The following is a 19,840-nucleotide window of genomic DNA, read 5'->3' as shown; positions in this document are numbered from 1 at the left end:
CATCCGGGTACGCTCTTTGCCGGCATTTATATAAGCCTTGATTGTTTTTTTATGATGCGTGGGTGTTTACACCTATGCAGGGCTTCTTTTTTCCTATGAAAACGTGCAAATTCTGTTCGCAGTTTCTCTTTGTTGCATTATTGGCACGTATTTTTTAGGATTATGTTGACTTGTGAGGGGAACATAACGATAGTGTCGGCACACGATCACAAGCGTTGCGATTTTCGTTCAGTGCCGTGCCTTTTCCGGCTCAGCGTTATTGTTCTACTGTCCCCTCCTTGATTGATTCGTGACCTCCGGGCATTTGCCCATTATCTCTAGGAAATACAGTATGGAAACCGGCGTCGTTAAGTGGTTCAATTCGGAAAAAGGCTATGGCTTCATCACCCCGGAAGCGGGTGGTAAGGACCTGTTCGCTCACTTCTCCGAAATTCAGGGCTCGGGCTTCAAGTCTCTGGAAGAGAACCAGCGCGTCAGCTTTGTGACGGCCAATGGCCCCAAGGGCCCGCAAGCCACGAAGATCCAGGTCCTGTAAGGTTCTGGCTTTTCGGAAAAGCCCCTTCGGGGGCTTTTTTGCGTTTGGGCTCCCCGCGGTATCCTTGCCCGTGTCTCCCGCCGCCCAGCCTGGCCGGACCCGCCATCGACAGAGGACGATCTCCATGACCCACCCTGGCCAAGCCCCCGCATCCCTGACGCCGCAGGACGTCGTCGCGTTCTGGCGCGACGCCGGGCCGCGGCAATGGTTCACCAAGGACGCGGCCTTCGACGAGCGCTTTCGCCAGCATTGCGGCGCCGCCCACATGGCCGCCGCCGCGCGCCAGTTGGATGCCTGGCTGGATGAGCCGGACGGCGCGCTGGCCCTGATGATCCTGCTGGACCAGTACCCCCGCAACGCCTACCGCGGCACGGCTCACATGTTCGCCACCGATCCGCTGGCGCTGCTGTTCGCCGAACGCGCCATCGCCGCCGGCCACGACCTTGCCGTCGATCCGGCGCTGCGCCAGTTCTTCTACATGCCCTTCGAGCACGCCGAGACCGTGGCCGCACAGAACCGGGCGGTTGCATTGATGGAGCCGCTGGGCGCCGACGCGGTGCGCTGGGCCGTCCTGCACCGCGACATCATCAAGCGCTTCGGCCGCTTTCCCCATCGCAACGCCGCGCTGGGCCGGCAGACCACGCAGCCCGAGCAGGAGTTCCTGGACACCGGCGGCTTCTCCGGCTGAGCCCCGGCGGCATGGCCGTTCGACGCGAGCGTATCTGCTTGTATCGGTGCATGGCGAGTTGAAAGATCCGGGGCCGCGGCTCGGGTGGTGGCGCGGCGCGGGCATGGCGATCACCGCATATTTGACGTTTTTCCGGGTTCGCCAATACACTGGGTTCAGCGAGATTTTCAAGAGACGCGGTCTGCGTTTAACTTGTCGCGGTCAGTGGTGCTGCGGTTGCTTTCCTCTCCCATCCTTGATCATCTGGCGCCCCGCGAGCAATCGCTTCTTTAGGTTCGAGGAAATTCCATGGCAACCGGCATCGTCAAGTGGTTCAACGCCGAAAAAGGGTATGGCTTCATCATGCCCGACGACGGCAGCAAGGATCTGTTCGCCCACTACTCGGAAATCCGCAGCGAAGGCTACAAGTCGCTGCAGGAAAACCAGCGCGTCACGTTCGAGGTCGGTACCGGCCCCAAGGGTCCCAGCGCCAAGAACATCAAGGTGGCGGCCTGAGTACAGGTCCATGGCGGGCCGGATACGGCCCGCCGTAATAAAAAAGCCCCGACACGCCAGTGCCGGGGCTTTTCTTTTCCCGCGCGGCGCGGGGGGCGTTCAGTGCTTCGCGTGCGATGGCGTGGACAGCCTGTCGACCAGGGCGATGCCCAGCGCCGACAGAATGAACAGCGCGTGAATGATGGTCTGCCACATCACGCCCGCTTCCGAGAAGCGCGCGTTGGGCGTGCCCAGCGTGCCGGCCTCGATGAAGGTGCGCAGCAGGTGGATCGACGAGATGCCGATGATGGCCATGGCCAGCTTGACCTTGAGGACGCTGGCGTTGACGTGGCTGAGCCATTCCGGCTGGTCCGGATGCCCCTGCAGCCGCAGGCGCGACACGAAGGTCTCGTAGCCGCCGACGATCACCATCACCAGCAGGTTGGAGATCATGACCACGTCGATCAGTCCCAGCACCAGCAGCATGATTTCCATTTCGCCGAAGCTGGTGGCGTGCGTCAGCAGATGCCAGAGTTCCTTCAGGAACAGCATCACGTAGACGCCCTGGGCGACGATCAGTCCCAGATAGAGCGGCAGTTGCAGCCAGCGCGAACTGAAAATCAGGCTGGGCAGCAAGCCAAGACGGGGTGGGGTGTTGGGGGTCATGATGGGTGCGAGCCGTTATAGGGATACGGAAAAAGTGCGGCGGCAATTCTAACAACGCCGCGCTCTCCCGGGATTTGTTTTTGATGACGAATTTATGGCGGAGCAGGGGTACTTACCACGGTAAGAAGTCTTTCGCCCGCCTTTTGTGTAAGAGAAATTCGCATTTGCGAAACTCTGTGGCGAAACGGTTTGAGCGCTTTTGGCGTATATAGAATTGCCGCCTCACTCGAACAGAGTCAGTCAAGAGGAGTTTTTTCCATGAAGATCCGCTACACCGTTGCCGCGCTGGCCGTTGCCCTTGCCCCTTATTCCGCGTCGCATGCCCTCGATATCGGGGGACTGGTGGGCGCCGGCAGCAAGGTGGTGCAGGCCGCCACCCTGAGCGATGCCGAAATCAAGACCTTGTCGGACAAGGCTTGCGCGCAGAGCGACTCCCAGGAAAAGATCGCCGCCCCGGGCAGCAAGTACGACGTGCGCCTGCAGAAGATCGCCAAGCAACTGGGCGGCACCGTCAACGGCCAGAAGGCCAACTACAAGGTCTACATCACCAAGGACGTCAACGCCTGGGCCATGGCCAACGGCTGCATCCGCGTCTACAGCGGCTTGATGGACATGATGACCGACGACGAAGTGCTGGGCGTCGTGGGCCATGAAATCGGCCACGTGGCGCTGGGCCACAGCAAGAAGGCCATGCAGACCGCCTACACGGTCTCGGCCGCGCGCGACGCCGCCGGCGCCGCCGGTGGCGCCACGGTCGCCGCCCTGAACTCTTCGCAGTTGGGCGACCTGACCGAGAAGTTCATCAACGCGCAGTTCTCGCAATCGCAGGAAAGCGCCGCCGACGACTACTCGTTCGACCAGTTGCAGGCCAAGAAGCTGAACACCCGCGGCCTGGTGACGGCGTTCCAGAAGCTGGCCGAGCTGGACGGCGGCAAGAGCGATATGATGAGCTCGCACCCGTCTTCGGCCAAGCGCGCGCAGCATATCGAAGATCGCATCGCCAAGGCCAAATAAAGCGCCCTGGCGGGCAATTTGCCGCCCTTTCCGGGTGGAAAACGGGGCGCGAGCATCCGGGCTTGTCCGGGTGCTCGCGCCCCTTTGCGTCAGGGGTCCGGAAGTTTCCGGTAAAATGCCGCGTTTATCCGCCCGTCATCCCATATCTTTCGGAAAATAGGTCTTTTAATGCAGCCTGTGGTTGAAACCCTCTCCGGCCTCGAGCGCCGTGTTGATCTGGCCGTCTCGGTGGCCGACGTCGAAAAGGAAGTCCAGGCGCAGTTGAAGCGCGTGGCCCGTACCGCCAAGGTCCCTGGCTTTCGTCCCGGCAAGGCGCCGCTCGCCATGCTCGAGCGCAGCCATGGCCCCGGCATCCGCTACGACGTGATCAACAGCCAGGTCGGCCGCGCATTCGAACAAGCCGTCGACGGCGCCAAGCTGCGCGTCGCTGGCGCCCCGAACCTGGAACCCAAGACGGAAGGCGTCGGCGAAGACACGCTGGCCTTCACCGCCACGTTCGAGGTCTACCCCGAAGTCGCCGTGCCGGACCTGTCGGCCCTGGCCGTGACCCGCTATGAAACCGCCGTCACCGACGCCGAAGTGCAGCAGACCCTGGACGTCCTGCGCAAGCAGCGCGCCACGTTCGAAGCTCGCGAAGGCCGCGCCTCGCAAGACGGCGACCGCGTCACGCTGGACTTCGCCGGCACCATCGACGGCGTGCCGTTCGAAGGCGGCAAGGCCGAAGACTTCCCGTTCGTGCTCGGCCAAGGCCGCATGCTGCCGGAATTCGAAGAAGCCGCCCGCGGCCTGAAGGCTGGCGAAAGCAAGGTCTTCCCGCTCAAGTTCCCCGATGACTACCAAGGCAAGGAAGTCGCCGGCAAGACCGCCGAATTCACCATCACCGTCAAGGAAGTGGCCGAAGGCGTGCTGCCCGAACTGAATGCCGAATTCGCCAAGTCGCTCGGCCAGGCCGAAGGCGACATCGAAAAGCTCAAGGCCGACATCCGCAGCAACATCGAACGCGAAGTCAAGGTTCGCGCGCAAGGCCGCACCAAGTCCAGCGTGATGGACGCCCTCGTCGAAGCCGGCAAGTTCGACGTGCCGAAGGCGCTGGTCGACAACGACGTGCAAAGCCGCATTGCCGCCGCTCGCGAAGAGCTCAAGCAGCGTGGCGTGCCCAACGCCGAGTCCGTGCCGATCCCGGCCGAAGCTTTCTCCACCGAATCCGAGCGCCGCGTGCGCCTGGGCCTGCTGGTGTCCGAACTGGTCAAGCAAGCCCAGCTTCAGGCCAAGCCGGAACAGGTCCGCGCCCGCATCGAAGAGTTCGCGGAAAACTACGAACAACCCGCCCAGGTTGTCAGCTATTACCTGGCCGACCGCCAGCGTCGTGCTGAAATCGAGGCTATCGTGCTCGAAGACAACGTCGTCGCGCATGTTCTGGAAAAGGCCAAGGTCACCGACGAAAAGGTGCCTTTTGATCAGTTGATGGGGATGGCGTAACACTATGCAGAGATTCACCGATTTCTATGCGGCAATGAATGGCGGGTCGTCGGTGACCCCCACCGGCCTGGGCTACATTCCCATGGTGATCGAGCAGTCGGGGCGCGGCGAACGCGCCTACGACATCTATTCGCGTCTGCTCCGCGAGCGGCTCATCTTCCTGGTGGGCCCGGTCAACGACGCGACGGCCAACCTGGTCGTGGCGCAGTTGCTGTTCCTGGAATCGGAGAATCCTGACAAGGACATTTCCCTGTACATCAACTCGCCCGGCGGGTCGGTGTACGCGGGCATGGCCATCTACGACACCATGCAGTTCATCAAGCCGGACGTGTCGACCCTGTGCACGGGCCTGGCGGCCAGCATGGGCGCCTTCCTGCTGGCGGCTGGCAAGAAGGGCAAGCGCTTCACCCTGCCCAACTCGCGCATCATGATCCACCAGCCCTCGGGCGGCGCCCAGGGGCAGGCCTCCGACATCCAGATCCAGGCTCGCGAGATCCTGGACCTGCGCGAGCGTCTCAACCGCATCCTGGCCGACAACACCGGCCAGTCGATCGACCGTATCGCCCTGGACACGGAACGTGACAACTTCATGTCCGCCGAAGATGCGGTATCGTATGGACTGGTGGACAAGGTGATGACCTCCCGTTCGGAAGGCTGACTTCCCGGTTGAGTCCCATCCGCTGCCGCCATGTTTGAGTAAGCGCAGGCGCCGGGCCCTTTACCCGGTCCGGCGCTTCTTTACCTGAGATACGACTACATATGCCTGAAAAAAAGGGATCGGCAGACGCAAAAGTGCTGCATTGCTCGTTTTGCAATAAAAGCCAGCACGAAGTCCGCAAGCTGATCGCGGGTCCGTCGGTATTCATCTGCGATGAATGCATAGACTTGTGCAACGACATCATCCGCGAGGAAGCGCAGGCTACCGCGCGCGCGGCGATTCGTTCCGAACTGCCCACTCCGGCTGAAATCAAGACGTTCCTGGACCAGTACGTGATCGGGCAGACCTCGCCCAAGCGCATGCTGGCGGTGGCCGTCTACAACCACTACAAGCGCATCCGCCACGGCGAGATCAAGGGCGACGAAGTCGAGCTGTCCAAGAGCAACATCATGCTGATCGGCCCCACCGGGTCGGGCAAGACGCTGCTGGCGCAGACCCTCGCGCGCATGCTGAACGTGCCGTTCGTCATGGCAGACGCCACCACGCTGACCGAAGCCGGTTACGTCGGTGAAGACGTCGAGAACATCATTCAGAAGTTGCTGCAGAACTGCAACTACGAAGTCGAGAAGGCGCAGCGCGCCATCATCTACATCGATGAAATCGACAAGATCTCCCGTAAGTCCGACAACCCGTCCATCACCCGCGACGTGTCGGGCGAGGGCGTGCAGCAGGCCCTGCTCAAGCTCATCGAAGGCACCGTGGCCTCGGTGCCGCCGCAGGGCGGGCGCAAGCACCCCAACCAGGACTTCGTCCAGGTCGACACGACCAACATCCTGTTCATCGTCGGCGGCGCCTTCGACGGGCTTGAAAAGGTCATCCGCGACCGCACGGAAAAGTCCGGTATCGGCTTCTCCGCCTCCGTGCGCGCCAAGTCCGAGCGCGGCGTGGGCGAGCTGTTCTCCGAAGTCGAACCCGAAGACTTGATCAAATTCGGCCTGATCCCCGAACTGGTCGGCCGCCTGCCGGTGGTCGCCACGCTGGACGAACTCGACGAGGCTGCCCTGGTGCAGATCCTCACCGAGCCCAAGAACGCCCTGCTCAAGCAATTCCAGAAGCTGTTCGCCATGGAAGGCGCCGAGCTGGACGTGCGTCCCGCCGCCCTCAAGGCCATCGCCCGCAAGGCGCTCAAGCGCAAGACCGGCGCCCGTGGCCTGCGTTCCATCATCGAGCAGGCCCTGCTCGACACCATGTATGACCTGCCGTCGCAAGGCAACGTCAAGCGCGTGGTGCTCGACGAAGGTGCGATCGAAGGCGAGGGCAAGCCCTTGCTGATCTACGCCGACGAAGAGGGGACGACCGAAAAGCCCGAGCGCGGGGAAGTCCGCGACGCCGCGGCCTGACGGATATTTCAAGAAAACCCGTTTCCGTAACGGGTTTTTTTGTCTCAGGGCCCCGATTGAACGCACACTCCCTGGGGGTGTGCAATAAAACTGGATACCGGCCGCCGTTTTTTTTGCGGTTTTGTTTATCCGGCCGCCGGGATCTTGAATTTTCGGCTATTGTTCCCATAACAGACGTAACTGACGGGGCTGTCCGGGTATACCCGGTCATCCTGTCCCCGATACGCCGAGTCATACCGAGGAACCTCCTATGTCTGCCAGCCAGACCCTGCCTTCCGACCCGATCGACCTCCCCCTGCTGCCACTGCGCGACGTCGTGGTGTTCCCGCACATGGTCATCCCGCTGTTCGTCGGCCGTCCGCGCTCTATCCGCGCGCTCGAGGTTGCGATGGAAGCGGGCAAGAGCATCATGCTGGTGGCCCAAAAGTCCGCCGGCAAGGATGATCCCACCCCTGAAGACGTCTACGAGATCGGCTGCGTCGCCGGCATCCTGCAGATGCTCAAGCTGCCCGACGGCACCGTCAAGGTGCTGGTCGAAGGCACCCAGCGCGCCCGCATCAACAGCATCGAAGACGCCGACTCGCACTTCACCTGCCAGGTCACCCCGATCGAGCCGGACGCCGTCCAGGGCTCCGAGACGGAGGCCCTGCGCCGTGCGATCGTCGCCCAGTTCGAGCAATACGTAAAACTCAACAAGAAGATCCCCCCGGAGATCCTGACCTCGCTCGCCGGCATCGATGACGCCGGCCGCCTGGCCGACACGATCGCCGCGCATCTTCCGCTGAAACTCGAGCAGAAGCAGAAGATGCTCGAGATCGTCGGCACCTCCGAGCGCCTCGAAGGCCTGCTCACGCAGTTGGAAACCGAAATCGACATCCTTCAGGTCGAAAAGCGGATCCGCGGCCGCGTGAAGAAGCAGATGGAAAAGAGCCAGCGCGACTACTACCTGAATGAGCAGGTCAAGGCCATTCAGAAGGAGTTGGGCGAGGGCGAAGAGGGCGCCGACATCGAGGAGCTCGAAAAGAAGATCATCGCCGCGCACATGCCCAAGGAGGCGCGCAAGAAGGCCGATGCCGAGCTCAAGAAGCTCAAGCTCATGTCGCCCATGTCGGCCGAAGCCACCGTGGTGCGCAACTACATCGATACGCTCATCAATCTCCCCTGGAGGAAGAAGAGCAAGATCAACAATTCCATCTCCAATGCCGAGACGGTGCTCGACAACGACCACTACGGCCTGGAGAAGGTGAAGGAACGCATCCTCGAATACCTCGCCGTGCAACAGCGCGTGGACAAGGTCAAGGCGCCGATCCTGTGCCTGGTCGGTCCTCCCGGGGTCGGCAAGACCTCGCTGGGCCAGTCCATCGCCAAGGCCACGAACCGCAAGTTCGTGCGCATGGCCCTGGGCGGCGTGCGCGACGAGGCCGAGATCCGTGGCCACCGCCGTACGTACATCGGCTCGATGCCCGGCAAGATCGTCCAGAACATGTCGAAGGTCGGCGTGCGCAATCCCCTGTTCCTGCTCGATGAAATCGACAAGCTGGGCATGGATTTCCGCGGCGATCCCTCGTCGGCGCTGCTCGAAGTGCTGGACCCGGAACAGAACCACACGTTCCAGGACCACTACATCGAAGTCGACTTCGACCTGTCGGACGTCATGTTCGTGGCCACCAGCAACACGCTGAACATTCCGCCGGCCCTGCTGGACCGGATGGAAGTGATCCGCCTGTCGGGCTACACCGAGGAAGAAAAGATCCACATCGCCCGCGACCATCTGCTGCCCAAGCTGATGAAGAACAACGGCGTCAAGGATACCGAGCTGACCGTCGATGACAGCGCGCTGCGCGACATCGTGCGCTACTACACTCGCGAAGCCGGCGTGCGCGCGCTCGAACGCGAAGTGGGCAAGATCTGCCGCAAGGTGATCAAGCAGTTGCTGACCCAGAGCGACCGCGCCAAGGCCGAAGGCAAGACCTTCGAACTCAAGCCGGTCAACGTCACGGGCGAGAACCTCAGCGACTACCTCGGCGTGCGCCGCTACACCTTCGGCATGGCCGAAAAGGAAAACCAGATCGGTCAGGTGACCGGCCTGGCCTGGACGGAAGTCGGTGGCGACCTGCTCACGATCGAAGTGGCGGACATGCCTGGCAAGGGCGTGATCCAACGCACCGGTTCGCTGGGCGACGTGATGAAGGAATCGGTCGAGGCGGCCCGCACGGTGGTGCGCTCGCGGGCGCGTCGCCTGGGCTTTGCCGACAGCGTGTTCGAGAAGCACGACATGCACGTGCACGTGCCGGAAGGCGCGACGCCCAAGGACGGTCCGTCCGCCGGTATCGCGATCACCACGGCCATGGTGTCGGCCCTGTCGCGCATCCCGGTGCGCGCCGACGTCGCCATGACCGGCGAGATCACGCTGCGTGGCGAAGTCCTGCCGATCGGCGGCCTGAAGGAAAAGCTGCTGGCCGCCCATCGCGGTGGTATCAAGACGGTCTTGATCCCGGAAGAAAACGTCAAGGATTTGGCGGAGATCCCGGACAACGTCAAGAACCATCTCGAGATCGTGCCGGTCCGCTGGATCGACAAGGTGCTGGAACTGGCCCTGGAACGCCTGCCGGAGCCGCTGGCTGAAGACGAAGCGGTCAAGGAGCCGCTGGTCGCCAAGCCGGCCGAGCCGGGTTCGACGGATCCGGTGCTCAAGCACTGATGCCTGGCCCGAGGCGCCCCGCGAGGGGTGCTCGCAAAAAGAAACCCCGCGCAAGCGGGGTTTCTTTTTTGGCGCGTCCGTGGCGCCGGATCGGAAGCAGTGGGTCAGTGCAGCGTGTGCGGGCGGATCAACCCGACCGCGATGCCTTCCAGCGCGAATTCCTGGTCGGCCTCGACCACGATGACGCTGAAGTCCGGATTCTCGGGCAGCAGTTCGATGCGGCCGTTCTGGCGTTGCAGGCGCTTGACGGTGACGTCGTCGCCGAGCCGCGCCACCACGATCTGGCCATTGCGAGCTTCCGAAGCCTTCTTGACGGCCAGCAGGTCGCCTTCGAGGATGCCGGCGTCGCGCATGCTCATGCCGCGCACCTTGAGCAGGTAATCGGGCGTCTGCGCGAACAGGCTGGTATCGACGCCGATCTCGCGCTCCACATGTTCCGCGGCCAGGATCGGGCTGCCTGCCGCCACGCGCCCCACCAGCGGCAGCAGTAGCTGCGCCAGGCCGGGCAGGGGCAATGGGGCCTGCGACGGTGTCGGCGAGTTGTCCTTCAGGCGGATGCCGCGCGAGGCGCCGGCGGTGAGCTCGATGGCGCCCTTGCGGGCCAGGGCCTTCAGATGGTCTTCGGCCGCATTGGGCGAGCGGAAACCCAGGGCCTGGGCGATCTCGGCGCGGGTGGGCGGAAAGCCGGTACGCGCGACGGTCTGCCGGATGAGGTCCAGGATTTGCTGTTGACGATCAGTGAGTTTGCTGGCCATGGCGGTGATCCGTTTGTGAGTCGGACTGTACATATATACAGCGGCATTCTGGGGGACATAACGCAAAAATGCAAGCGTTGATCCAACGCGGTTTTGTGACAGGCAATAAAAACGGGACCCGCAGGTCCCGTTTGGAGGTGCCGCTGTCGGCGCGTCTTACAGTACCGCGGCGATGCCCTTGGCCACCTGGTCGATGTTGCCGCTGTTGAGCGCGGCAACGCAGATGCGGCCGCTGGAGACGGCGTAGACGCCGTGCTCTTCGCGCAGGCGGTCGACCTGGGCCGAGGTCAGGCCCGAGTACGAGAACATGCCGCGCTGCTGCAGCACGAAGCTGAAGTCCTGCTTGCCGCCGTGTTCCTTGATCTTCTCGACCAACTGCTTGCGCATCAGGCGGATGCGGTCGCGCATGGCGCCGAGTTCTTCTTCCCACATGGCGAACAGCTCGGGCGAGTTCAGCACGGTGGAGACGATCGTGCCGCCGTGGGTGGGCGGATTGGAGTAATTGGTGCGGATGACGCGCTTGAGCTGGCTCAGCACGCGGGTGGCTTCGTCCTTGCTGCCGGCCACGACCGTCAGGGCGCCGACGCGCTCGCCGTACAGCGAGAACGACTTCGAGAACGACGAGCTGATGAACATGGTCAGGTCGAGGTCGGCGAACAGGCGCACGACCGCGGCGTCTTCACGCAGGCCTTCGCCGAAGCCCTGGTAGGCGATGTCCAGGAACGGCACCAGCTTGTTTTCCTTGACGACCGCGGCGATCTGCTTCCATTGGTCGAAGGTCGGGTCGACGCCGGTGGGGTTGTGGCAGCAGGCGTGCAGCACGACCACGGTGTTGGCCGGCGCGGCCTTCAGGGCGGCCAGCATGCCGTCGAAGTTCAGGCCGCGGGTGGCGGCATCGTAGTAGGCGTAGGTGCCGACTTCGAAACCGGCGCGTTCGAACAGCGCGCGGTGGTTTTCCCAGCTCGGATCGCTGATCAGGACCTTGGAGGTCGGCAGCAACTGGCGCAGGAAGTCGGCGCCGATCTTGAGCGCGCCGGTGCCGCCCAGGGCCTGGGTGGTCAGGACGCGGCCGGCGGCGGCCAGCGGGGAATCCTTGCCGATCAGCAGGGCTTGCGCGCCCTGGTTGTAGCCGGCGATGCCTTCGATCGGCAGGTAGCCGCGGGCGGCGGCGGCCTCGATGCGGGCGATTTCCGCCTTGCGCACGGCGCCCAGCAGGGGAATGCGACCCTGGTCGTCGTAGTACACGCCCACGCCCAGATTGACTTTACCGGGGCGGGTGTCCGCGTTGTATTGTTCGTTCAGACCAAGAATGGGGTCGCGCGGCGCGAGTTCGACGGAATCGAAAAGGGTGCTCATGGGACTCTGCTGAGGGTGAGTGGACGCAGTCGGAAGTGCTGTGGATAATGGGGGGTTTACCCTGGGAACAGTCTAGCATGCCTAAGAGCGCAATAGACCCGAGCGCGGCGGGTGCCGCAGCCGTTGGCTCCGTCACTGACGGGGCGGCCGATGTGGCCCCTGGCGCTGTCGCGGCGGCCCCTGGCCCGGGGTACGTCGATTACCCCGGCAGCCCGTTCCACCTCTACCAACCCTATCCGCCCGCCGGCGACCAGCCGGGCGCCATCGAAGGATTGGTCCAGGGCGTGCAGGACGGCCTGATGTACCAGACCCTGCTGGGCGTGACCGGCTCGGGCAAGACCTACACCATGGCCAACGTCATCGCCCAGTTGGGGCGGCCGGCGCTGGTGCTGGCGCCCAACAAGACGCTGGCCGCGCAGTTGTACGCGGAAATGCGCGAGTTCTTTCCCAAGAACGCGGTGGAGTACTTCGTCTCGTACTACGACTACTACCAGCCCGAGGCCTATGTGCCGACGCGCGACCTGTTCATCGAAAAGGACTCGTCGATCAACGAGCACATCGAGCAGATGCGCCTGTCGGCCACCAAGAGCCTGCTGGAACGGCGCGACACCATCATCGTTGGCACCGTGTCGTGCATCTACGGTATCGGCAACCCCGGCGACTACCACGCGATGGTGCTGATCCTGCGCGCCGGCGACCAGATCTCGCGGCGCGAGATCCTGGCGCGGCTGGTGGCCATGCAGTACACCCGCAACGACGCCGAATTCACGCGCGGCGTGTTCCGCGTGCGCGGCGAGACCATCGACATCTTCCCGGCGGAAAGCGCCGAGCTGGCGCTGCGCCTGACACTGTTCGACGACGAAATCGAAAGCCTCGAGCTGTTCGATCCGCTGACCGGCCGCATCCGCCAGAAGCTGCCGCGCTTCACCGTCTACCCCGGCTCGCACTACGTCACGCCGCGGGATACGGTGCTGCGCGCCATCGAGACCATCAAGGAGGAGTTGCGCGAACGCACCAAGCGCTTCGTCGACGACGGCCACCTGGTCGAGGCCCAGCGGCTTGAGCAACGCACCCGCTTCGACCTGGAAATGCTGCAGGAACTGGGTTTCTGCAAGGGCATCGAGAACTACTCGCGCCACTTGTCCGGCGCCGCGCCGGGGGAGCCGCCGCCCACGCTGATCGACTATCTGCCCGCCGATGCGCTGATGTTCATCGACGAGAGCCACGTCACCATCGGCCAGCTCAGCGCCATGTACCGGGGGGACCGCTCGCGCAAGGAAACCCTGGTGCAGTATGGCTTCCGGCTGCCGTCGGCGCTGGACAACCGGCCGCTCAAGCTCGAGGAATTCGAGGCGCGCATGCGCCAGTGCGTGTTCGTGTCGGCCACGCCCGCGGCGTACGAAAAGGAGCACGCCGACAACGTGGTCGAGCAGGTGGTGCGTCCCACCGGCCTGGTCGATCCGATCGTCGAGGTGTTGCCGGCGCGCACCCAGGTCGATGACCTGCTGGGACAGATCAAGGCGCGCACCAGCCAGGGAGAGCGGGTGCTGGTCACCACGCTGACCAAGCGCATGGCCGAGGACCTGACCGACTTCCTGACCGAGCACGGGGTGCGGGTGCGTTACCTGCACTCGGACATCGACACGGTCGAGCGCGTGGAAATCATCCGCGACCTGCGCCTGGGCACGTTCGACGTGCTGGTGGGCATCAACCTGCTGCGAGAGGGGCTGGACATTCCGGAAGTGTCGCTGGTTGCCATCCTGGATGCGGACAAGGAAGGCTTCCTGCGTTCCGAGCGCAGCCTGATCCAGACGATCGGACGCGCCGCGCGCAACCTGAACGGCCATGCCATCCTGTACGCCGACCGCATCACCGATTCGATGCAGCGCGCCATGGAGGAAACCAGCCGTCGCCGCGCCAAGCAGTTGCAGTTCAATGCCGATCACGGCATCACCGCGCGCGGCGTGCAGAAGGCCGTGCGCGAGCTGATCGACGGCATCGTCGCCCCGGTGCAGCACGACGCGCTGGAAGCCGCAGTTCCGGCTGAGCTGCTCAAGGACGAAAAGGCCCTGGCCCGCGAGATCAAGCGCCTGGAAAAGCTGATGATGGACCATGCGCGCAATCTGGAGTTCGAGCAGGCCGCGGCCGCCCGGGATGCGCTGACGGCGCTCAAGCAGCGCGTGCTGCTGGATGGCGCGGTATGAGGCAAATAGGTATCTAAATGTGTCTCTGCGCTGACAGTGTGCTGAATATTGGGAAAAGTCATCATGTTGTCAGCGGGCGTCCGAAATTTGCGCACGGGATCCGTCTCAGGCCCTCCGGAAAGCCTCAAATATAGTTGTTAACTATATGATTTATAATGATTATTTAAGGCGTTGGTCCGGCGTGTAACGGATGGCGAAAACGCAAAAAAAGCTTGCCTTATCTCGGGTTTTCCCGCACACTTACTCCCATGATGACCAAGGTACTTTTCGTTTGCATGGGCAATATCTGTCGCTCGCCGAGCGCAGAGGGCGTGTTTCGCCATTTGGTGAACGACGCGGGTTTGGGCGATGTGGTTCGCATCGACTCCGCGGGCACGCACGCGTTTCACATCGGCGAGGCGCCTGATGCCCGGGCGCAGGCCGCAGCGCGCAAGCGCGGCTACGAGATCACGCACTGCGAGGCCCGCCAGGTCACCGCGGAAGACTTCCGCGACTTCGACCTCATCCTCGCCATGGATTGGGACAACCTGTCCGCCATGCAGCAGCAGTGCCCCAAGGCGTACCAGCACAAGCTGATGCTGTTGATGCGTTTCGCCAACGAGTTCGAAGAGGCGACCGTGCCCGATCCGTACTACGGCGGCGCCGACGGTTTTGGCAAGGTGCTGGACTACCTCGAAGACGCCTGTCAGGGCGTGCTTGAACTGGTCCGTAAGCGCGCTACCCAATACCAGGCGGCTTGAGTCTCCTGTGCGCCGGGGCGTCCTGTGGGGCGCCTGGCGATTGGCAGTGAAAAAAACCGCGCGACAGCGCGGTTTTTTCTAGCCGGGAGCCATACCAAATTACTCGGGAATTTGCTATACTTGAGCCAATTACTCGGGTATTGACCGTCGGATTCGCCGGCGGCCATTGCCGAATCACAGGGAATTCACCATGCGGCTAACTACCAAAGGGCGTTTCGCCGTGACTGCCATGATCGATCTGGCTATGCGGCAGCATAGCGGCCCGGTCACTCTTGCGGCCATCAGCCAGCGTCAGAATATTTCGCTTTCCTATCTGGAACAGCTGTTCGGGAAACTGCGCCGCCACGAACTCGTGGACAGCGTGCGGGGCCCGGGCGGCGGTTACTCGCTTGCCCGCCTGGCGCGCAACGTGACCGTGGCCGACATCATCTTCGCCGTCGATGAGCCGCTGGACGCCACTAGCTGCGGCGGCAAGCGGGACTGTACGAGCGGCAACGACGGCAAGCCTGGCAAGTGCATGACGCATGAGCTCTGGGCCACGCTGAATCGCAAGATGGTCGATTACCTGGATTCGGTGTCGCTGCAGGATCTGGTCGATCAGCAGCGTGTGCGCCAATTGCAGGAAGCCAACAATCAAGCGCAGGCCTGCGCGGTGCGCGTGAATCGGGTGGGAGGCGCCAATAACGCCGCCAACGCCCCGACCACCACCGTCGCGGCCAATGCCACCGTATAAGCAGTAGGAGTTGTAGAGATGACCACCCGCCCGATCTATCTGGATTACTCGGCCACGACCCCCGTCGACCCGCGCGTCGTCGAAAAAATGATCCCGTGGCTGTACGAGAGCTTCGGCAATCCCGCGTCGCGCAGTCACTCGTTCGGCTGGGAAGCCGAGGAGGCCGTCGAACGCGCCCGCGAGGAAGTCGCCAAGCTGGTGAACGCGGATCCGCGTGAAATCGTCTGGACTTCTGGCGCCACCGAGTCGGATAACCTTGCCATCAAGGGCGCCGCCAACTTCTATGCCGAGCGCGGCAAGCACATCATCACCATCAAGACCGAGCACAAGGCCGTGCTCGACACCTGTCGTGAACTGGAGCGCCAGGGCTTCGAGGTGACCTACCTGGACGTCAAGGACAACGGCCTGATCGACCTGGATGTCTTCAAGGCGGCGCTGCGTCCCGACACCGTGCTGGTGTCGGTGATGATGGTGAACAACGAAATCGGCGTCATCCAGGACATCGAAACCCTGGGCGAGATCTGCCGCGAGAAGGGCATCATCTTCCACGTCGACGCCGCGCAGGCCACCGGCAAGGTCGAGATCGACCTGCAGAAGCTGAAGGTCGACCTGATGTCGTTCTCGGCGCACAAGACTTACGGCCCCAAGGGCATCGGCGCGCTGTACGTGCGCCGCAAGCCGCGCGTGCGCATCGAGGCGCAGATGCACGGTGGCGGCCACGAACGCGGTTTCCGTTCGGGCACGCTGGCCACGCACCAGATCGTCGGCATGGGCGAGGCCTTCCGCCTGGCCCGCGAGGAAATGGGCACCGAGAACGAGCGCATCCGCATGCTGCGTGATCGCCTCTGGGCCGGCCTGTCGCAGATCGAAGAGGTCTATCTCAACGGCGACATGGACCAGCGCGTGCCGCACAACCTGAACGTCAGCTTCAACTATGTCGAAGGCGAGTCCCTGATCATGGCGATCAAGGAACTGGCCGTCTCGAGCGGCTCGGCCTGCACCTCGGCCAGCCTGGAACCTTCCTACGTGCTGCGCGCCCTGGGCCGCAACGACGAGCTGGCGCACAGCTCGATCCGCTTCACGCTGGGCCGTTTCACCACCGAGCAGGAAGTGGACTACACCATCGAACTGCTCAAGAGCCGCGTCGGCAAGCTGCGCGATATGTCGCCGCTGTGGGAAATGGCCAAGGAAGGCATCGATCTGAATACCGTGCAATGGGCCGCGCACTGAGCGCCCGCGCCAAAGAATACGTGGAGAACTAACATGTCTTACAGCACCAAAGTCCTGGATCACTACGAAAACCCGCGCAACGTCGGTTCGTTCGACAAGTCGGACGACTCGGTGGGCACCGGCATGGTCGGCGCGCCGGCCTGTGGCGACGTCATGAAGCTGCAGATCAAGGTGAACGAAGCCGGCGTCATCGAGGACGCGCGCTTCAAGACCTACGGCTGTGGCTCGGCCATCGCCTCCAGCTCGCTCGTGACCGAATGGGTCAAGGGCAAGACGCTGGACGAAGCGATGAACATCCGCAACACGCAGATCGCCGAAGAACTGGCCCTGCCGCCCGTGAAGGTGCACTGCTCGATCCTGGCCGAAGACGCGATCAAGGCCGCCGTGCAGAACTACAAGGAAAAGCATTCGGTGCCCGCCGAAGCTGTTGCGAGCTGAACATGTCCGTTACCCTGACCCAACAGGCTGCCACCCACATCGGCCGCTACTTGCAAAAGCGCGGCAAGGGGATCGGCTTGCGCCTCGGCGTTAGGACGACGGGTTGTTCCGGCATGGCCTACAAGCTGGAGTATGTGGACGACGCGGCGCCCGAGGACCAGGTGTTCGAAAGCTTCGGCGTGAAGGTGTTCGTCGATCCCAAGAGCCTGGCCTACCTGGACGGCACCGAGCTGGACTACGCCCGCGAAGGCCTGAACGAAGGTTTCAAGTTCCGCAACCCCAACGAGAAGGCGACCTGCGGCTGCGGCGAGTCGTTCACGGTGTAAGTCTTGGCTGGAGACGATCACTTCAGCCTGTTCGGCTTGCCGGCACGGTTCGACCTGGACGCCCAGGCGCTGGAATCGGCGTGGCGCACCGTCGCCGCGCAGGTGCATCCCGACCGCTTTGCCACCGCCAGCCCCGCGGAACGCCGCGTGGCCATGCAGTGGGCGGCGCGCGCCAATGAGGCCTACCGCCAGTTGCGCGATCCGCTGTTGCGGGCGCGCTATCTGTGCGAGCAGGCCGGCGTGGATCTGCAGACCGAGAGCAACACGTCGATGGACACGGCTTTCCTGATGCAGCAGATGACCTGGCGCGAAATGATGGACGACGCGCGCAATGACGCCGGCGTGCTGGCCGAGCTGCGGACCGAGCTGGAGGATGCCCGGCAGCAGATGCGCGCCGCGTTGACGCGCCTGCTGGACGAACAGCGCGACTACGCCGCGGCGGGTCTCAAGGTGCGGGAATGGATGTTCGTGGAGAAGCTGGCGCAGGAGCTGGCCCAGGCCCATCCCGATTCCTAGTCCCCAGGATGGCCCGGCCGCGGGGCGCCCGGACTTCGCCGCCTACTGAGTAGAAAAAACAATCATGGCCTTATTGCAGATTTCCGAGCCCGGCGAATCGCCCGCGCCGCACCAGCGCAAGCTGGCGGTGGGGATCGACCTGGGCACCACCAATTCCCTGGTTGCCGCCGTGCGCAGCAGCGTCGCCGAGGTCCTGCCTGATGCGCAGGGGCACGTGCTGCTGCCGTCGGCGGTGCGTTATTTCCCCGGCGGCAAGGTCACCACGGGGCGCGAACCGCTGGCGCAGCAAGCCGAAGACCCGTTGAACACGGTGGTGTCGGTCAAGCGTTTCATGGGCCGTTCGCTGGAAGAGGCGCGCGCCACGCGCGCGCCGTACGAATTCGTGGACGCGCCCGGCATGGTGCGCATCCGCACCGCGCAGGGCGACCTGAGCCCGGTGGAAGTGTCGGCGCAGATCCTGGCGGTGCTGCGCCAGCGCGCCGAGGATGTGCTGGGCGACGACCTGGTGGGCGCCGTCATCACGGTGCCGGCGTATTTCGACGACGCCCAGCGACAGGCGACCCGCGACGCGGCGCGCCTGGCCGGCCTGAACGTGCTGCGCCTCTTGAACGAGCCGACCGCCGCGGCGATCGCCTACGGCCTGGATAACGCCGCCGAAGGCGTGTATGCCGTCTATGACCTGGGCGGCGGCACGTTCGATATTTCCATCCTGAGGTTGACGCAGGGCGTGTTCGAAGTGATCTCGACCGGTGGCGATACCGCGCTGGGCGGCGATGATTTCGATTCGCTCATCGTTGACCACGTGGTGGCGGCCGCGGGTGCCAAGGATCTGACGCACGCCGACCGGCGCGGCCTGCTGATGGCGGCGCGCGCCGCGCGCGAGGCGCTGTCGGATGCGCAGGACGCCAATCTGAATCTGACGCTGGCCAATGGCCAGGTCATCGATCACACGCTGACCCGCGAGCAGTTCGAGGCGCTGGCGCAGCCGCTGGTGCAGCGCACGCTGGAGAGCGCGCGCCGGGCGCTGCGCGACGCCGCGCTGAAACCCGCCGACGTGCGCGGTGTGGTGATGGTGGGTGGCGCCACGCGCATGCCGGTGGTGCGCGCCGCCGTGGGCGAGATGTTCGGCACCGAGCCGCTGACCGATCTGGACCCGGACCAGGTGGTGGCGCTGGGCGCCGCGCTGCAGGCCAATCTGCTGGCCGGCAACCGCGCCCCGGGCGAGGACTGGCTGCTGCTGGACGTGACGCCGCTGTCGCTGGGCCTCGAAACCATGGGCGGCCTGGTTGAGCGCGTGATCCCGCGCAACAGCACCATTCCGGTGGCGCGCGCGCAGGAATTCACGACGTTCAAGGATGGCCAGACGGCCATGAGCATCCACGTGCTGCAGGGCGAGCGCGACCTGGTGTCGGATTGCCGGTCGCTCGCGCGTTTCGAACTGCGCGGCATTCCGCCGATGGTGGCGGGCGCCGCGCGCATCCGCGTGACGTTCCAGGTGGATGCCGACGGGCTGTTGAGCGTGACCGCGCGCGAGCAGAGCACGGGCGTGGAAGCGGCGGTGTCGGTCAAGCCGTCGTACGGCCTGAGCGACGATGAGGTCGCGCGCATGCTGGCCGACAGCGTGGCGCAGGCCGACAACGATGCCCGCGCCCGCATGCTGCGCGAGCAGCAGGTGGAAGCGCGTCAGTTGGTCGAGTCGGTGCAGGCCGCGCTGGCGGTCGACGGCGACCTGCTGAATGCCGAGGAACGCCAACGGGTTGATGAATGCCTGCAGGCAGCCAGTCGCGCCCAGGAGGCGCAGGACGTGGACGCGGTGAAGGCCGCGGTCGAGGCCTTGTCGGCGGCGACCGATGAATTCGCCGCGCGCCGCATGGACCGCAGCATCCGCGCCGCGCTGGCTGGCCGCAAACTTGACGAAATCGCCTGA

At 63.9% G+C, this 19,840-nt stretch carries 19 protein-coding genes; 16 read left to right on the top strand and 3 right to left on the bottom strand.

The window, feature by feature from the left end:
• Positions 1–331: 331 nt before the first annotated feature.
• The 3 genes from AAID08_RS17555 (at position 332) to AAID08_RS17545 (ending at position 1,718) form a co-directional block, all read left to right on the top strand.
• Positions 332–535, top strand: a complete 204-nt coding sequence (locus AAID08_RS17555) for a cold-shock protein (protein WP_006220190.1) — start codon at positions 332–334, stop codon at positions 533–535.
• Between the two features lie 124 nt (positions 536–659).
• The gene (locus AAID08_RS17550) at positions 660–1,223 is read left to right on the top strand and encodes a DUF924 family protein (RefSeq protein ID WP_054502143.1); all 564 of its coding nucleotides are present in this window, start codon (positions 660–662) and stop codon (positions 1,221–1,223) included.
• A 288-nt stretch (positions 1,224–1,511) separates the two neighbouring features.
• Positions 1,512–1,718 (top strand): cold-shock protein, encoded by a 207-nt coding sequence (locus AAID08_RS17545; RefSeq protein ID WP_006225311.1) that lies wholly within the window; start codon positions 1,512–1,514, stop codon positions 1,716–1,718.
• 99 nt (positions 1,719–1,817) lie between these two features.
• On the opposite strand, the gene AAID08_RS17540 is transcribed toward AAID08_RS17545, so the two are convergent.
• Positions 1,818–2,363 carry a TIGR00645 family protein gene (locus AAID08_RS17540; RefSeq protein WP_054502144.1) on the bottom strand — a complete coding sequence of 182 codons (546 nt, stop codon included), beginning with the start codon at positions 2,361–2,363 and terminating at the stop codon, positions 1,818–1,820.
• A 258-nt stretch (positions 2,364–2,621) separates the two neighbouring features.
• Here AAID08_RS17540 and AAID08_RS17535 point away from each other — a divergent pair, with 258 nt between their 5' ends.
• The 5 genes from AAID08_RS17535 to lon all read left to right on the top strand — a co-directional run bounded on the left by AAID08_RS17535 (position 2,622) and on the right by lon (position 9,615).
• Positions 2,622–3,377 carry a M48 family metallopeptidase gene (locus tag AAID08_RS17535; protein WP_006386184.1) on the top strand — a complete coding sequence of 252 codons (756 nt, stop codon included), beginning with the start codon at positions 2,622–2,624 and terminating at the stop codon, positions 3,375–3,377.
• Positions 3,378–3,545: 168 nt separating this feature from the next.
• Positions 3,546–4,856: a trigger factor gene (tig, locus tag AAID08_RS17530; protein WP_054502145.1), complete on the top strand. Its 1,311-nt coding sequence runs from the start codon at positions 3,546–3,548 to the stop codon at positions 4,854–4,856.
• Between the two features lie 4 nt (positions 4,857–4,860).
• Positions 4,861–5,514, top strand: coding sequence for an ATP-dependent Clp endopeptidase proteolytic subunit ClpP (clpP, locus tag AAID08_RS17525; protein ID WP_054502146.1), 654 nt, complete (start codon positions 4,861–4,863; stop codon positions 5,512–5,514).
• A gap of 101 nt (positions 5,515–5,615) precedes the next feature.
• Positions 5,616–6,914, top strand: a complete 1,299-nt coding sequence (gene clpX / locus AAID08_RS17520; protein ID WP_054502147.1) for an ATP-dependent Clp protease ATP-binding subunit ClpX — start codon at positions 5,616–5,618, stop codon at positions 6,912–6,914.
• Between the two features lie 250 nt (positions 6,915–7,164).
• On the top strand, positions 7,165–9,615 hold the full coding sequence (gene lon, locus AAID08_RS17515; RefSeq protein WP_020928331.1) for an endopeptidase La: 2,451 nt from the start codon (positions 7,165–7,167) through the stop codon (positions 9,613–9,615).
• 104 nt (positions 9,616–9,719) lie between these two features.
• Here the strand turns inward: lon and lexA are convergent, their stop codons facing one another.
• Positions 9,720–10,370, bottom strand: coding sequence for a transcriptional repressor LexA (gene lexA, locus AAID08_RS17510; RefSeq protein ID WP_064525933.1), 651 nt, complete (start codon positions 10,368–10,370; stop codon positions 9,720–9,722).
• A gap of 156 nt (positions 10,371–10,526) precedes the next feature.
• Positions 10,527–11,726 (bottom strand): amino acid aminotransferase, encoded by a 1,200-nt coding sequence (locus AAID08_RS17505; protein WP_049073186.1) that lies wholly within the window; start codon positions 11,724–11,726, stop codon positions 10,527–10,529.
• Between the two features lie 77 nt (positions 11,727–11,803).
• Here AAID08_RS17505 and uvrB point away from each other — a divergent pair, with 77 nt between their 5' ends.
• From uvrB to hscA, 8 genes are all read left to right on the top strand, one after another.
• Positions 11,804–13,930: an excinuclease ABC subunit UvrB gene (uvrB, locus tag AAID08_RS17500; protein WP_231132971.1), complete on the top strand. Its 2,127-nt coding sequence runs from the start codon at positions 11,804–11,806 to the stop codon at positions 13,928–13,930.
• 248 nt (positions 13,931–14,178) lie between these two features.
• Positions 14,179–14,670 (top strand): low molecular weight protein-tyrosine-phosphatase, encoded by a 492-nt coding sequence (locus AAID08_RS17495; RefSeq protein ID WP_006386176.1) that lies wholly within the window; start codon positions 14,179–14,181, stop codon positions 14,668–14,670.
• A 190-nt stretch (positions 14,671–14,860) separates the two neighbouring features.
• The gene (gene iscR / locus AAID08_RS17490; protein WP_026384517.1) at positions 14,861–15,403 is read left to right on the top strand and encodes a Fe-S cluster assembly transcriptional regulator IscR; all 543 of its coding nucleotides are present in this window, start codon (positions 14,861–14,863) and stop codon (positions 15,401–15,403) included.
• 18 nt (positions 15,404–15,421) lie between these two features.
• A complete protein-coding gene (locus AAID08_RS17485) occupies positions 15,422–16,633 on the top strand; it encodes an IscS subfamily cysteine desulfurase (protein ID WP_049073188.1) in 1,212 nt (403 codons plus the stop codon).
• A gap of 33 nt (positions 16,634–16,666) precedes the next feature.
• On the top strand, positions 16,667–17,071 hold the full coding sequence (iscU, locus tag AAID08_RS17480) for a Fe-S cluster assembly scaffold IscU (protein ID WP_006386173.1): 405 nt from the start codon (positions 16,667–16,669) through the stop codon (positions 17,069–17,071).
• Positions 17,072–17,073: 2 nt separating this feature from the next.
• Positions 17,074–17,397 carry an iron-sulfur cluster assembly protein IscA gene (gene iscA, locus AAID08_RS17475; protein ID WP_006386172.1) on the top strand — a complete coding sequence of 108 codons (324 nt, stop codon included), beginning with the start codon at positions 17,074–17,076 and terminating at the stop codon, positions 17,395–17,397.
• Between the two features lie 3 nt (positions 17,398–17,400).
• Entirely contained in the window at positions 17,401–17,913 is a 513-nt protein-coding gene (gene hscB, locus AAID08_RS17470) for a Fe-S protein assembly co-chaperone HscB (protein WP_049073189.1), read from the top strand.
• Positions 17,914–17,977: 64 nt separating this feature from the next.
• Positions 17,978–19,840, top strand: coding sequence for a Fe-S protein assembly chaperone HscA (gene hscA, locus AAID08_RS17465; RefSeq protein ID WP_175166747.1), 1,863 nt, complete (start codon positions 17,978–17,980; stop codon positions 19,838–19,840).

The sequence above is a fragment of the Achromobacter sp. EB05 genome (genome assembly GCF_044232075.1).
GTDB lineage: Bacteria > Pseudomonadota > Gammaproteobacteria > Burkholderiales > Burkholderiaceae_B > Achromobacter > Achromobacter dolens.
The sequence above is the reverse complement of the archived record's forward strand: the minus strand, read 5'-3'. Positions and strand labels throughout refer to the sequence as shown.

Excerpts from the sequence above, each read along its gene's own strand:
- AAID08_RS17555 (WP_006220190.1), top strand. The coding sequence starts at position 332 with ATGGAAACCGGCGTCGTTAAGTGGTTCAATTCGGAAAAAGGCTATGGC.
- AAID08_RS17550 (WP_054502143.1), top strand. The coding sequence starts at position 660 with ATGACCCACCCTGGCCAAGCCCCCGCATCCCTGACGCCGCAGGACGTC.
- AAID08_RS17545 (WP_006225311.1), top strand. The coding sequence starts at position 1,512 with ATGGCAACCGGCATCGTCAAGTGGTTCAACGCCGAAAAAGGGTATGGC.
- AAID08_RS17540 (WP_054502144.1), bottom strand. The coding sequence starts at position 2,363 with ATGACCCCCAACACCCCACCCCGTCTTGGCTTGCTGCCCAGCCTGATT.
- AAID08_RS17535 (WP_006386184.1), top strand. The coding sequence starts at position 2,622 with ATGAAGATCCGCTACACCGTTGCCGCGCTGGCCGTTGCCCTTGCCCCT.
- tig (WP_054502145.1), top strand. The coding sequence starts at position 3,546 with ATGCAGCCTGTGGTTGAAACCCTCTCCGGCCTCGAGCGCCGTGTTGAT.
- clpP (WP_054502146.1), top strand. The coding sequence starts at position 4,861 with ATGCAGAGATTCACCGATTTCTATGCGGCAATGAATGGCGGGTCGTCG.
- clpX (WP_054502147.1), top strand. The coding sequence starts at position 5,616 with ATGCCTGAAAAAAAGGGATCGGCAGACGCAAAAGTGCTGCATTGCTCG.
- lon (WP_020928331.1), top strand. The coding sequence starts at position 7,165 with ATGTCTGCCAGCCAGACCCTGCCTTCCGACCCGATCGACCTCCCCCTG.
- lexA (WP_064525933.1), bottom strand. The coding sequence starts at position 10,370 with ATGGCCAGCAAACTCACTGATCGTCAACAGCAAATCCTGGACCTCATC.
- AAID08_RS17505 (WP_049073186.1), bottom strand. The coding sequence starts at position 11,726 with ATGAGCACCCTTTTCGATTCCGTCGAACTCGCGCCGCGCGACCCCATT.
- uvrB (WP_231132971.1), top strand. The coding sequence starts at position 11,804 with ATGCCTAAGAGCGCAATAGACCCGAGCGCGGCGGGTGCCGCAGCCGTT.
- AAID08_RS17495 (WP_006386176.1), top strand. The coding sequence starts at position 14,179 with ATGATGACCAAGGTACTTTTCGTTTGCATGGGCAATATCTGTCGCTCG.
- iscR (WP_026384517.1), top strand. The coding sequence starts at position 14,861 with ATGCGGCTAACTACCAAAGGGCGTTTCGCCGTGACTGCCATGATCGAT.
- AAID08_RS17485 (WP_049073188.1), top strand. The coding sequence starts at position 15,422 with ATGACCACCCGCCCGATCTATCTGGATTACTCGGCCACGACCCCCGTC.
- iscU (WP_006386173.1), top strand. The coding sequence starts at position 16,667 with ATGTCTTACAGCACCAAAGTCCTGGATCACTACGAAAACCCGCGCAAC.
- iscA (WP_006386172.1), top strand. The coding sequence starts at position 17,074 with ATGTCCGTTACCCTGACCCAACAGGCTGCCACCCACATCGGCCGCTAC.
- hscA (WP_175166747.1), top strand. The coding sequence starts at position 17,978 with ATGGCCTTATTGCAGATTTCCGAGCCCGGCGAATCGCCCGCGCCGCAC.